The sequence below is a fragment of the Mobilicoccus massiliensis genome, assembly GCF_000826525.2.
GTDB lineage: Bacteria > Actinomycetota > Actinomycetes > Actinomycetales > Dermatophilaceae > Mobilicoccus > Mobilicoccus massiliensis.
Map to the genome: position 1 here is coordinate 1 of NZ_LN651329.1, position 12898 is coordinate 12898.

Sequence of the window (12898 nt, forward strand, 5' to 3'; positions counted from 1 at the left end):
GACCGAGGCACCGCCGGCGGGCGCGCTCGATCCCGACCTCGCGCGGGCCGCTGCCGGAGTGCGCGAGAAGCTCGTCGGCTGCGGGGCGTTCGAACCGGGCACGCTCGCCGTCGGAGTGCAGGACGTGGCCGCGCGCCTGGCGCCGCCCGCGACGCCGCTGCTCGTCGCCGGAGACACGGCCGTGGCCGAGGCGATCCGGCCGGAGGTCGAGGCGCTCGGATGGGACGTGCGCTTCTCCGCGGCGACCGGCCGCGCGGCGGTCAACGAGGCGTTCGGCACGAGGCGGCTGCTCGTCGTCCTCACCCACGGACCGAGCGACCCCGACCTCGTCGACGTCGACCGCTGGTGCCACGACATGCGGGTGGACTGGCTGCCGGTCGAGCTCGGGCGAGGTGTCGTCCTCGCCGGACCGCGGGTCACCCCGGGCGAGGGTGCCTCCTACGAGGACCTCGTCGGCCGTCGCTGCGCCGCCGCCTACGATCGGCGCGTCCACCGCGCGCTGCGCACCCCTTCCCTGACCGGCGACTGCGGCCCGGCGCCCGCCGACGTCCCGGGTCTGCTCCTGCTCGCTCTCATGCTCGGCGCGAGGAGTGCCGGCGACGTCCTCCTCCGCGTCCGCTGGGAGTCCGGGGATCCGGTCGTCACCGAGCACCCGGTGCTGCCGATGCCCGGATCCGTGACCCGCCACCGCGTGCACCGGCCGGAGGATCTCGTCGACGAGCTCACGGGCCTCGTCGTGCGGACCCGCACGATCACCCACGATGCGTCGGTGCCCGCGTCACTCGTCACGCGGCAGTGCGACGTCGCCGACATCCGGGCCGTGAGCAGGTGGGCCAACAACACGCTGTGCCAGGGGTCCGTCTTCGGCGACGCCGACCTCGCGGGCCGTTCTCCGCTCGGGGAGTCGATCGAGCGCTACTGCGCGAACATCCTCGACACCCTGCCCGTCCGCCACGCCTCGTGGGACGAGCTGCGACGACGCGGCATCCCCGCGCTCGATCCGGACACGCTCGTGCTGTACTCGGACCGTCAGTACGCGGCACGCGGTTTTCCCTTCGTCCCCCTGACCCGGCAGACCCGGGTGCACTGGGTTCCGGGGCGCTCGCTGAGCCGTGACACCGAGGTGCTCGTGCCGGCCTCGCTCGTCTACGTCAACTGGTACGCGGCGGGCTACGCCGGCTCGCCGTTGACGAACTTCTGCGCGTTCGCCGGCATCGCCGCAGGACCGGACCTCGACTTCGCCGTGATGAGCGGGCTCGAGGAGGTCGTCGAGCGCCACGCGACGATGCTCTGGTGGCTGAGCGGTCACGTGCTGCCGGGTCTCGTGGCGACCGACGAGTTGGAGCAGCTCTGGGACGGAACCGATCCGCGTCGGCAGCGGCACGGACTGATCCACATCGACTGCGACATCCCCGTACCGGTCGTCGGGGCCACGGTGCACGACGACGTCGACCGGCTCGTCAACATCGGGTTCTCCGCGCGGCACGACGCGCAGGTCGCGGCGGCGAAGGCGTGGACCGAGGCGCTCACCCTGCAGGAGGGGTCGCGTGACCTGCTTCGCATGGACGGCCTGCACTGGGGCGTCATGGCGAGCGGAGAGCTCAACGGCCGGGCGTTCAAGCCGTGGCGCGCCGACCGCGCGTACCTCGACGACTTCCGCGCCGACATGCACGACTGCGACGACCTCATGGTCCAGCAGCAGGTGTACCTCGACCCGCGGGCCGCGGAGCGGATGCGGCATCTGCTGGAGCCGCCCGCGAGTCGGCCGATGTCGGCGACGTCGGCCCTGTCGGAGCGCTCGCTGGGCGCCTACCGGGCCGCCGTCGAATCGGCCGGCTACGAGGTCGTTGTGGTCGATCTCACGACCCCCGACGTGGCGAGTACGGGGATGGCCGTCGTGCGCGTGCTCGTGCCCGGCACGATCGGCAACGCGCCCGCGGCCTTCCCGTTCCTCGGTCGCGGCCGGGTCCCCGAGCTGGCCCACCGGCTCGGATGGACCGACCGGCTTCTCGACGAGGACGAGCTCAATCACTTTCCGATGCCCCATGCCTGAGGTGTCGTTGTTCGCGACCCCGCTCGAGGTGCACCGCGTCCCGGGCCGTTTCGGGCTGCCCGAGGCGTTCGTGCACGACCAGGTGCGGATGCCGCCCCGGGAAGGCGTCGACGCGTGGGCGCCGGCGCCGCAGCTCGTCGGCGGCGGCGGGCCGGATCCGGCGGTGCGCGTGGCAGCGGCCGTGCGCACGTGGTGCGGTGAGGACGGCGGTCAGCTCGAGGTCCGCTCCGCCTCGTGGGACGCGTTGCGGGCAGAGGGTGCGCCGGTGTTGCGGGTCGAGGAGCTCGACGGGCCCGCCGCGGAGGTCGTCGACGATCCGGCGTCACCGTTCGTGCGGGCCGGGCCCGCCGACGTGATGCGGTGGTGCCGCGGGTGGCGGCACGGCGACAGCGGCGGGCCGGTGGCGGGGTGGGTTCCGTACGCACAGGTGCCGGTGCGCTTTCTCGACGCCCACCCCGACGAGCCGCCCATCGGTCCGATGAACATGAGCGGCCTCGGTGCGGGAATCGGCCTCGACGCCGCGATCGACGCGGCGTGGGCCGCACTGATCTGCGAGGACGCGCTCGTGACCTGGTGGGAGGGCCGGGTGCCGGCGGCCATCGAGACGGCCCCTGTCCCGGAGGGTCCCGGCGTCACGGTCGATGTCCGCTCGCTGCCCGCCTCCGGAGGCCGCCGGGTCGCCCTCGCGGTGGCCTGTTCGTTGCCTGGGTCCTCGGTGCGGGAGGCTTCGGTGCCGGAGTCGTCGGTGCGGGAGGCCTCGGTGGCAGGGTCTTCGATGGAGAGGTCTTCGATGCCGAAGTTCTCGACGCGGGAGTCGCCGGTCGTCACACTCGGGGCCGCACCGACGCCGGCGGAGGCCTCGGTGGCAGGGTCTTCGATGGAGGGGTCTTCGATGCCGAAGTTCTCGACGCGGGAGTCGCCGGTCGTCACCCTCGGGGCCGCACCGACGCCGGCGGAGGCCTCGGCCCGTGCGCTCTGGCAGCACTCGCTCGCTCGCACCCTCCTCGACGATCCGGGGCGCTTCTCGGGTGGGCCACCGCCCGGCGTCCTGCCCCATCGCGCCGATCGGGCCTACCTCGGTGACGCCCCGACCCCCGATTCCGCGGCGCTGCGTGCCGGCACCGATCCGCTGGCCTCGCTCCAGGTCGGTCTCGACCCCCGTAGCGTCGCAAGGACTCTCGAGTTCGTCTCCGGGCTGCGGCGGTGGGAGGAACCGCTCCCCGACTCGGCCCCGGCCCGGGGAGACCGCCCCTGGTGGGTCGTCGACCTGACGACGCCCGATGTCGCCCCGACCGGGTGGCGCTGCGTCCGAGTTCTCGCGCCCGGGCTGAGTCGGGTGGCCGCGCCGGCCTTCCCGCGACGCACCGATGGCGTCCCACCGTTTCCCGGCTGGTAAGCGGGCCACCAGGACCGCTCGACCCCTCCGACGGCGTCTCCGCTGCCAGGATGTGGCCATGACGGGATCCCGCGCCCGGCATGCTCGGAGCTTCGTGAAGCGCGCACCAGGCGCCGGTGCCGAACGAGCGCCGGGAAGGTCGTCTCCGCGACTGGGATCTCGGGTCAGCGCACGTCTCCGACCCCGAGCCGTCACCGGCCTCGTCGAACGGATGGACGTGATCGCAGTGTTGCCCACCCGAGAGGCACGATCGTGAGTATCCGCGTGCTGCACGACCACGACATCCCGAGTCGTCGGGCGATCCGCGTTCGGCCGGGCGAATGCGTGCGTGTCGGTGAGCGCTCGCCCGAGTGGCCGGCGTTCGTCTTCGTCGTCACCACGAACGGTGAGGGTTGGGTGCCGGAGCGACACCTCGACGCGTCGCGGCCCGAGGCGATCGTCTGCGACGACTACGACACACAGGAGCTTCCCGTAGGGACCGGCGATCTCGTCGAGGTCCTGCGCTCCGACGATCCGAGTGCCTGGTCGTGGTGTCGCGACCGCGACGGCCGGGAGGGCTGGGTGCCGCATTCGGCGCTGACGTGAGTCCCGCCCTGACGGGACAGCCGCCGCCCCAGACCGCCCTGTCGGCGTGAATCCACAAGGTGGCAGATGGGATGGAATCAGATCTGGGGTGTTCACCCCACTTTCGCTGCCATCCCATCTTCCATGTCGGGCTCTGCGCGCGTGCGCCGGCGCTCGGGGCCCCACCGGCCCACACCACCGCCGAGACAGCCGTCGTTTCCGGAATCGACGAGACTCGTGACCGAATCCCGAGACGTGAGGCGGAAACGACGGCTGTCTCGGCGCGTTGGGTGCTCAGGCGTCGATGGGGCCCAGGACGCGGTCGAGGTAGGGGTTGCGTAGGAGTCCGTCGGGGTCGACCTGGGCCCGGACGCGGCAGGCGTCGGCGAATCGTGGGTAGAGCTCACCGAGTCGAGCGGCGTCGAGGCGGTGCATCTTGCCCCAGTGCGGCCGTCCCTCGTACGCGGCGAAGACGTCCTCGACGACCTCGAAGTACGCCCGGTGGTCGGCACGCACGTACTGGTGGGCGGCGACGTAGACGTTGCGACGTTCGAAGCCGGTCGACAGCCATGCGTCGTCGGCGCCGGCGAAGCGCACCTCGAGCGGGAACGTCACCGGCATCCGACGACGATCGAGCTCACGGCGGAGCTCGCGAACGACCTCGCCGGCGGCCTCGATGGGCAGGGCGTATTCGGTCTCCCGGAACCGCACGCGTCGCGGCGAGACGAAGACGTCGGCCGAAGCGGCCGTGTACGTGCGGGCCGAGAGCGACCTCGCGCTGATCGCGTTGAGGGCCGGGACGAGCCGCGGCATCGTGGCTCCGAGCCGGTTGACGCCCTCGTACAGGTCGTTCGACAACAGCTCGTCCTCGAGGCGACGCCGCCACGCCGGCAGCGGTCGGCCGCTGTCGTCGTCGGCGGCCAGACGGGTGTTGAACTTGGCCGCGACGCGATCGGTGCCGGGGAACCAGAAGAACTCGACGTGGTCGGCCTCCGTGGGGAACGTCTCGATGCGATCGAGCACGGCGTCGAGGCTCTCCGGCCGCTCCTCGGCTCGCATGCGAAACGCGGGCACGCAGTCGACCCGCAACGCGACGACGACGCCGAACGCACCCAGCCCCACGAGCGCGGCGTGGAACAGGTCGGACTGCTCCTCCCGGGAGCACTCGACCAGCGAACCGTCCGCAAGAACGAGGCGCAGCGCCGAGACGAAGCCGGCCAGCCCGGTGAAGTGCAGACCGGTGCCGTGCGTGCCGGTGGAGACCGCCCCGGCGAGCGTCTGCCCGTCGACGTCGCCGAGGTTGGGCATCGCCAGCCCGAGACTGGCGAGCACGCTGTTGAGCGCGCCCAGCGTCGTGCCGGCCCGCACCCATACGCGGGCGCACGTCTCGGGTCGGGCTCCGGGCGGGGCCGCCTCCAGGTGCTCGACCCCGTCGAGGCCGGTCATGGCGGCGACGTCGAGCATGACGTCGTCCGTCTCGGCGCAGGGGGTGAACGAGTGCCCCGATCCGACCGGACGCACCCGCCGCCCTGCATCACGTGCGCGCCGCAGCACGTCGGCCACCTCGATCGCCGTCGTCGCGTACTCGACGCGGCCAGGGCGGCACGTGACGTTGCCGGCCCAGTTGGACCACGAACCGGGTGCGTCGTTCATCCGAAGCATCGTCCTTCTCCTCGGTAGGTGGGGGTGGTGCCTGCCAGGTCTCCGGCGGCGACGAGGTGCAGATGATCGAAGCGTTCGCAGAGTTCGCCCGCCTTGGCGTGGCGGAACCACACGCGATCACCGACGTCGAGACCCGTCTCATGTGGCGTGACGAGCGGGGTCTGCACCTCGCCCGCACCCTCGGCGCCGATGAGGCGCAGCCCCTCGGGCCACCACGGCTTGGGCAACCGCGACCTGCCGGCCGCACCGGAGGCGACCAACCCACCACCGAGCACGGTGACGATGCGCGGTGCGGGCCGCCGAACCACGGGAGCGACGAAGAACGCGGCGGGCTCGGGGGCGAAGGAGCTGTAGCCGTCGAAGAGGTGCGGTGCGAACAGCCCTGATCCGGCGGCGAGTTCGGTGACCACGGTGTCGATGCCCATGACGTGCAGGCTGCCGGTGCCGCCGGCGTTGACGAGGAGAGCGGAGCCGGCGACAGCCCTGGCGGCGTCGACGATGCGCCTGCGCCGCCCGGCCAACTCGGCCGCCGAGCGTCGTTGGACCTCGCGGATGAGGCGATTCGAATCCGCGATCCCCGCGATCTGCGCGTCGTAGAACATCAGCCCCGCCGGGGCGAGGACGTCGGAGTCCACCAGGCGTCGCAGCAGCGGCACGACGTCGCTCTCGGTGCGCAGCGGAGAACGCCGGGCGCCGACGTGGACGCGACCGATGCGGTAGGAGGCGTCGACGTCGAGACACACCCGCAGCGGCGCGTCACCGCGGCCGTGCTCGCGCATCGCGGCGCTCGCCAGATCGAGGTGGGTGTGACAGTCGGCCATGACGGTGACCCGGCGGCGCGCTTCCTCGTCCGCGGCGAGGCGGGCGAGCGCCGAGCGGTCGACGCTCGGGTAGGCGACGAGGACGTCGTGGCCGGCGGCAAGAGTCTCCCCCTCGCCAGCCACGAGCCACAGCGCCTCGGGCAGGGAGAACGCGAGGACTCCGCGGAACCCCTCGTGCCGCAACGCGCGAATCATCAGAGAACGGCACCGCACCGACTTGCTCGCCACCCGGATCGGCGTGCCGGCCGCGCGTTCGACCAGTCGGGCGGCGTTGCGGTCGAACGCGTCGAGATCGACGACGGCGAACGGCGGCTCGAGCGCCGAGGTCAGCGCGTCGAGGGCGGCCATGGCATGCCCGACCCGACCCGACGCGGCGATGCGCCTGCCGACCATACGGACCTCCCCGGTGCGAACTCACCGCGCGGTGACGTGCCGGTAACAACGACCAGTGGACCACGCCGTGTCAAGCCCCGCACGGACTTCGCACGAACGCGGCCGAGCCGCCCCCGCGGTGCGCCTGGATGCGCCTCACGCCCCAGCCCGAACGAACCGAGAGCCCCCGGCCGGTCCGCGCCCACGCCGCGAAGCGCCGGTCACGCGGAGTCGCGGTAGCGTCGTCGTCCGTGACGAACTCGAAGGAACGAGGCGGGCACGCGGCGGCCTCCGACACGGCTTCCACGACGACCGGCGGGAGCGGGGGCAAGGGCGAGTCCTCCGGCAGCCTGCTCACCGTCCTCATCGCGCTGGGGGCGAACGCGCTCATCGCGATCGCGAAGACGGTGGCGGCCGTGGTGTCGGGCTCGGCGTCCATGGTGGCGGAGGCCTCGCACAGTTGGGCCGACACCGGCAACGAGATCTTCCTCTTCATCGCCGAACGCCGCGCGACCAAGCCGGCCGACGAGTCCCACCCCTTCGGCTACGGACGCGCCGCGTACGTGTGGTCGATGATCGCGGCGTTCGGCCTCTTCGTCGCGGGTTCGATCCTGTCGATCACGCACGGCATCTCGGAGCTGCACGCCGAGGGCGAGGGTGCGGACTACCTGCTGAGCTACATCGTGCTCGCCATCTCGTTCGTTCTCGAGGGGGTCTCGTTCTCGCAGGCGCTGAGGCAGACGCGGTCTTCGGCTCATAAGGCGGGGCTGCACCCGATGCGGTACATCCTCGACACGTCGCAGACGACGCTGCGGGCCGTGTTCTTCGAGGACGCGGCCGCGTTGATCGGCATCCTGCTCGCCGCGGGCGGACTCGCTCTCCACGAGATCACCGGCGACGCGATCTACGACGCGATCGGGTCGATCCTCGTCGGCGTCCTGCTCGGTGTCGTCGCCTTCGTTCTCATCCAGCGCAACGTCGCGTTCCTCGTCGGCCAACAGGTCAGCGCGGCCACGCGAGAGAAGGTCCTCGCGGCCCTCTACGACAACCCCGAGATCGACGTGGTGACGTTCCTCCACATGGAGTACGTCGGACCGTCGAAGGTGCTGATCATCGCGGCGGTCGACCTCTCCCTCGACGACACCGAATCCGTGCTGCAGACCCGCATCCAGGCCATCGAGGACCGCCTGGAAGCGACTCCGCTTGTCGCCCGCGCCTTCCTCACCCTCTCGGCTCCCGGCTGGAAGCCGCTGGCCGACCCCGATCCGCAGGCCGGCTGACGGCGGCTTGTCGGTGGCTCGTGGCAGGGTGAAGTCCCCGACGAAAGGCGCGTTGTGAGCAGCGATCCCGACTCCGTGAACCCCTCCGATGACAACACAGCCAACACCGACAGCACCGACAGCACCGAGGGCCGGTTCTTCCTCATCACCGGCCCCGGCGCCGACGACGTGGCCCGCGCGCTGTCGGCGGCGCTTCCTCGCGCCGCCTCCGTCGACGGTGCCGTGGTCGCGGCGATGTTCTCGAGCTCCGACGCCGGGGCGAGCGGTCGTGACGAGATGGAACGGCGCTTCCTGCGCTACACCGCGGGCATCGCGCTCGCCGACAGTTTTCGCCTGGCCGGGTACGACGCGGTCGTCGCCGAGGACGTGCCGCTGGAGCATCTCGAGGCGTATCTCGACTTCGCCTCCCCCACGCCCGTACACCTCGTCCGACTCGGCGACGAGTTCGACACCGACGCCGTCGGTCTGGGCGTCTCCGACGACGACGCCGAGGCCATCGCGGCGCAGATCGTGCGTCGTGCCGACGAGGCGGTGGTCGAGGCGCCCGACGAGCGATCCGGCGATGCCGACGGCACGGTGACGCGACCCGACGCACCGTGAGGCGGCGGCGAGCCCGACGTCGAGCACCGAGCGCGCGAAGAGGGTGCACGACGACACCGCGGGTGGAAGGGTGGTCCACATGAGCGAGCACACCTCGACGGGACTGACCCCGGACCGGTATCTCGAGGCGATCGAGTCGAACTCTGCCCGATTCGCCGAGGCGCTCACCGACATCCCCGGCGATGCCCGCGTGCCGACCTGCCCCGCCTGGAACACCGACGAGCTCATCCATCACCTTGCGGTCGTCCAGCACTTCTGGGGAGGGGTCGTGCGGGAGGGCCTGACCGAGAAGGCCCAGGTCGACGCGCTGCGAGAGCATGATCCGCTGCCGGGTGCCGAGAGCCACGAAGCCCTGCTCGAGCTGCTGCGTGACGCCACGGCCCGGCTCGTCGACGCGCTGCGGGACCGCTCGCCGGACGAACCGGCGTGGTCATGGTCTCCGGAGCAGACGGTGGGCTTCGTCCTCCGCCGTCAGGCGCACGAGGCCTGTATCCATCGCATGGACGCCGAACTCACCGCGGCGCCCGACGGCAGCGCCCGCACCCTCGTCGATCCGATGCTCGCAGCAGATGGTGTCGACGAGGTGCTGCGTCTGATCGCGACGTTCTGCCCGGCCGCGTCGGGTACGCGCGACAACGGTCGGGATGAGGACACCCGCCGCCTGCGGGTCGTCGCCTCCGACACCGGAACGACGTGGCTCGTCACGGTCGGTCCCAACGCCTCGGGCATCGACGTCGCCGACCATGACCCGGCCGACGGCACCGTGCGTCCCTCGGCGATCGTCACGGGCACGGCCGAGGATCTCGTGTGCACCTTCTGGGGACGCCCCCCGATCGGGGCGATCCACCGCACCGGCGACCTCGTGCTGGTCGCCGAACTCGAGCGCGTTCTGGCCTCCCGGCCGGGTGGCTGAGCGGGCGGGCGCGACCGGCACCGTGCCGCGACCGGTGCGCCTCACGAGACGAGGAGCACCCCGCCGAGCGCGATGAGGGCGACGGCGACGGTGGTCGCGGTCGCGAGCACGAACGGCCGCCCGCCCACGGTCTTGAGCGTCGCGAAGCGCACACCGCAGCCGAGCGCGAACATCGCCGCGGCGAGCAGAAGGGTCTGCGCGACCTTGAGCACGTCGAGCACTTCGGCCGGCACGACCCCCGTCGTGCGCACGACGACGGCGACGAGGAACCCCACGACGAACAGTGGCACGAGCGGGGGCAGGTGGCGCTCGCCGTCCGCGTCGGCGGTGACCGCGCCGGCACGCCGCCGCGTCTGCCACCCGAACCACACGGCGACCGGCGCGAGCATGAGCACTCGTGCGAGCTTGACGACGACGGCCGTCTTGAGCGCCGGGCCACCGATGATCCCGGCGGCGGCGACGACCTGGGCCACCTCGTGGATCGATCCGCCGGCCCACAGCCCGGCGGTCTGCTGGTCGAGGCCGAGGAGCGTCACCAGCAGCGGCACGAGCGGGATCATCAGGGTGCCGAAGAGGACGACGAGGGCGAGCGCGGTGACGACGTCCTCCTCACGCTTGTCGTCGATGACGCCCTCGACGCCCGCGACGGCCGCGGCGCCGCAGATGGAGAACCCGGCCCCGATGAGGCTGCGCTGCGCGGGGACGATCCCGAGCCGGCGCCCGACCACCTCGGCGACGACGAGACCGCCCACGACGACCGCGAGGACGACACCGACGATCCCGGCCCCGAGCCCCGCGATGTCGAGCAACGAGACCTGAAGGCCGAGCAGGACGATGCCGACGCGCAGCACTCGCTTCGAGGCGATCGCGAGGCCCGGCGCGGTGGCCTCGGGTAGACGCACGAGGTTGGTGAGCGCGACGCCGATGAGGATCGCGACGAGCAGCGCGCTGACCGTCGGCAGCAGGAGGTTCACCCCATACGCGACGAGCGCCGCTGCGGTGGCGAGCGCGAGCCCCGGGGCGAGACGGCGCGTCGGCGTCGTCGCGCGTGGTGTCGGACCCGACGTGGCGGGGCGGTCTCTGCGTACGGATGTCACCCCGTCCACGCTGCTCCTGCGCCTCCGGCGGCGCTAGCACCCTCTTTCGAATGAGCCCATATCATTCGTGCATGACCTCGCGCCGCCCGGACATCGCCGGTCTCGCCCTGCTCGCCGCGGTGGCCGAGACCGGCAGCGTCGGGGCGGGCGCACGATCGCTCGGTCTCGCCCAGCCCAACGCCAGCCGCCTTCTCGCGCGGCTCGAACGCGATCTCGGGCTGTCTCTCATCGACCGCAGTCCCACCGGATCGCGGTTGACGGCACACGGCCGGCTCGTCGTCGACTGGGCCGAGCCGGTGCTCGCGGCCCTCGACCTTCTCGCCGCGGGCGCCGACTCCCTGCGCGAGGATCTCGACTCACACCTGCTCGTCGGCGCGAGCCTGACGATCGGCGAACACCTGGTCCCCCGCTGGCTGACCTCGTTTCGCGAGGTCCATCCGCACGTGCAGGTACGTGTTCGGGTGATGAACTCGACCGACGTCGTCGCCGCGGTGGAATCCGGCGAGCTCGACGTCGGCTTCATCGAGTCGCCGGGCCGCCCGCCGACGCTGCACGGAACGGTGGTGGACCGCGACGAGCTCGTCGTCATCGTCGCCCCGGGACATTCGTGGACGCACCGGGCGCAGGTGACACTCGACGAACTCGCCGTCACACCGCTGGTGGTCCGTGAGCCCGGCTCCGGCACCCGGCAGACCATCGACGACCTTCTCGCCGGTCGCGAGGTCGCGGCGCCGGTCATGGAGTTGTCGAGTACGGCGGCGATCGTGCAGAGCGTCGCCGCCGGCATCGGCCCGGCCGTCGTGTCGACGCACGCGATCGAGGCGGCCCGGCGCGAGGGCCTCGTGCGAGTCGTGCCCCTGGCCGGGGCGTCACTGCGGCGCGAGCTGCGCGCGATCTGGCGCCCGACCCGCCGATTCACCGGAGTGGCGTGGGACTTCGTACTCCACGCCCGCGGCGTCTGACGAGCGAGCCGGTCTACGCGCCTCGCCCGTCCCACCCGGTGGTGTCTCCTACCGTGACGGCAGATGGGATGGAAGACGTGATGGCAGCCGGATGGGGGTGATCACCCCGTTCCCGCTGCCATCCCATCTTCCACGTCCTCCGCGCTCCACTCGGCCCGAGTGGACCCGGGTGGCCGGCGGAACGTCCGGAGGCTCAGAACAGTGCGCTCATGAGCGCGCGACGAGCCTTGACGACCCGCTCGTCCTGCGCACCGACGACCTCGAAGAGCTCGACCAGACGGGTGCGGACCTTCTCGCGGTCCTCGTCGGCGGTACGGCGCACGAGGTCGACGAGCCGCGAGAACGCGTCCTCGACATGCCCGCCGAGCACGTCGAGGTCGGCGACGAGGAGTTGGGCGTCGATGTCGTCGGGCCGAGACGCCGCGTCATCGCGCGCGGAGGCGAGATCGGCGCCCTCGGTGCGCTGCATGAGCGAGACCTGAGCGAGACCGGCCGCCGCGTCGGCGTCCTTGGGGTTCTTCTTGAGCGCGGCCTCGTAAGCCGCCGCCGCAGCGCCGTAGTCACCGGCCTCGATCGCGTCGTACGCGGCCTGGTGCTCGGGTGAGAGCGGCTCGGGCTCGGGCTCCTGCTCCCCCTCGCCGGCGACGACGCGACCGGTCACACCGTTCTGGGCCGCGACCTCGAGAAGCTGCTCGAGCGCCGGGAGGAGCTGGTCGACGGGGATGACGCCCGGCGACAGCGGCACCGGCTGGGCGGCGATGACACCCAGGGTGAACGGCAACTGCTGCACCTGGAACGCCTGCGCGAGCCGGGGCTGCGCGTCGGCGTCGACCGCGACGACGCGCAGGCGCCCCTGCAGCCGCTCCGCCGCCGTGACCGCGTTGCGCACGGCGGCCTCGGTCTCCGGGTGCGACGCCGACCAGACGACGACGAGCGCGGGAACCTCGCGGGTGCCGAGCATGAGCTCCTCGAACGACGCCTCGTCGGCGTCCACCCGGATCGAGCCGGGCTGCGACGACCCGGGCGCGTCGTTCTTCGGACCCTTACCCAGTGAGGAGAGGTCGACGGCACCACGAAGAGCGGAGGAACGGATCGGAGGCTGTTCGGTCATGTCTGCATTCTTGCCGAACCACCGTCGCCGGGCACAGTCGGGCAGCGCTCCGACCGAGCGATCACGA

11 protein-coding genes are annotated in these 12898 nt (G+C 72.0%); 7 read left to right on the top strand and 4 right to left on the bottom strand.

The window, feature by feature from the left end; translation table 11 throughout:
• From BN1197_RS07845 to BN1197_RS07855, 3 genes are all read left to right on the top strand, one after another.
• Positions 1–2053, top strand: a 2053-nt coding sequence (locus BN1197_RS07845; protein ID WP_052466239.1) for a YcaO-like family protein, incomplete at its 5' end; no start/stop codon positions are given.
• A complete protein-coding gene (locus BN1197_RS07850; RefSeq protein ID WP_141397246.1) occupies positions 2046–3449 on the top strand; it encodes a YcaO-like family protein in 1404 nt (467 codons plus the stop codon). The genes BN1197_RS07845 and BN1197_RS07850, both read left to right, overlap by 8 nt.
• Before the next feature lie 252 nt (positions 3450–3701).
• On the top strand, positions 3702–4034 hold the full coding sequence (locus BN1197_RS07855; RefSeq protein WP_040158220.1) for an SH3 domain-containing protein: 333 nt from the start codon (positions 3702–3704) through the stop codon (positions 4032–4034).
• A 273-nt stretch (positions 4035–4307) separates the two neighbouring features.
• Here the strand turns inward: BN1197_RS07855 and BN1197_RS07860 are convergent, their stop codons facing one another.
• Positions 4308–5675 carry a D-arabinono-1,4-lactone oxidase gene (locus tag BN1197_RS07860; RefSeq protein WP_040158224.1) on the bottom strand — a complete coding sequence of 456 codons (1368 nt, stop codon included), beginning with the start codon at positions 5673–5675 and terminating at the stop codon, positions 4308–4310.
• Positions 5663–6889, bottom strand: a complete 1227-nt coding sequence (locus BN1197_RS07865) for an alanine racemase (protein ID WP_176489728.1) — start codon at positions 6887–6889, stop codon at positions 5663–5665. The genes BN1197_RS07860 and BN1197_RS07865 overlap by 13 nt, the downstream gene beginning before the upstream one ends.
• Before the next feature lie 230 nt (positions 6890–7119).
• On the opposite strand from BN1197_RS07865, the gene BN1197_RS07870 reads away from it, so the two are divergent.
• From BN1197_RS07870 to BN1197_RS07880, 3 genes are all read left to right on the top strand, one after another.
• The gene (locus BN1197_RS07870) at positions 7120–8148 is read left to right on the top strand and encodes a cation diffusion facilitator family transporter (protein ID WP_082043767.1); all 1029 of its coding nucleotides are present in this window, start codon (positions 7120–7122) and stop codon (positions 8146–8148) included.
• A gap of 75 nt (positions 8149–8223) precedes the next feature.
• The gene (locus tag BN1197_RS07875; RefSeq protein ID WP_217991171.1) at positions 8224–8748 is read left to right on the top strand and encodes a hypothetical protein; all 525 of its coding nucleotides are present in this window, start codon (positions 8224–8226) and stop codon (positions 8746–8748) included.
• Between the two features lie 79 nt (positions 8749–8827).
• Complete coding sequence (locus BN1197_RS07880) at positions 8828–9661, top strand: maleylpyruvate isomerase family mycothiol-dependent enzyme (RefSeq protein WP_052466240.1); 834 nt, start codon at positions 8828–8830, stop codon at positions 9659–9661.
• A 41-nt stretch (positions 9662–9702) separates the two neighbouring features.
• Here the strand turns inward: BN1197_RS07880 and BN1197_RS07885 are convergent, their stop codons facing one another.
• On the bottom strand, positions 9703–10767 hold the full coding sequence (locus BN1197_RS07885; protein ID WP_052466241.1) for a YeiH family protein: 1065 nt from the start codon (positions 10765–10767) through the stop codon (positions 9703–9705).
• A gap of 62 nt (positions 10768–10829) precedes the next feature.
• Between BN1197_RS07885 and BN1197_RS07890 the strand changes: the two genes are divergently transcribed.
• On the top strand, positions 10830–11720 hold the full coding sequence (locus BN1197_RS07890) for a LysR family transcriptional regulator (protein WP_040158229.1): 891 nt from the start codon (positions 10830–10832) through the stop codon (positions 11718–11720).
• A 193-nt stretch (positions 11721–11913) separates the two neighbouring features.
• Here BN1197_RS07890 and BN1197_RS07895 read toward each other — a convergent pair whose 3' ends face one another.
• Entirely contained in the window at positions 11914–12831 is a 918-nt protein-coding gene (locus tag BN1197_RS07895) for a co-chaperone YbbN (protein ID WP_040158233.1), read from the bottom strand.
• Between the last annotated feature and the right edge of the window lie 67 nt (positions 12832–12898).

Excerpts from the sequence above, each read along its gene's own strand:
- BN1197_RS07850 (WP_141397246.1), top strand. The coding sequence starts at position 2,046 with ATGCCTGAGGTGTCGTTGTTCGCGACCCCGCTCGAGGTGCACCGCGTC.
- BN1197_RS07860 (WP_040158224.1), bottom strand. The coding sequence starts at position 5,675 with ATGCTTCGGATGAACGACGCACCCGGTTCGTGGTCCAACTGGGCCGGC.
- BN1197_RS07865 (WP_176489728.1), bottom strand. The coding sequence starts at position 6,889 with ATGGTCGGCAGGCGCATCGCCGCGTCGGGTCGGGTCGGGCATGCCATG.
- BN1197_RS07880 (WP_052466240.1), top strand. The coding sequence starts at position 8,828 with ATGAGCGAGCACACCTCGACGGGACTGACCCCGGACCGGTATCTCGAG.
- BN1197_RS07890 (WP_040158229.1), top strand. The coding sequence starts at position 10,830 with ATGACCTCGCGCCGCCCGGACATCGCCGGTCTCGCCCTGCTCGCCGCG.
- BN1197_RS07895 (WP_040158233.1), bottom strand. The coding sequence starts at position 12,831 with ATGACCGAACAGCCTCCGATCCGTTCCTCCGCTCTTCGTGGTGCCGTC.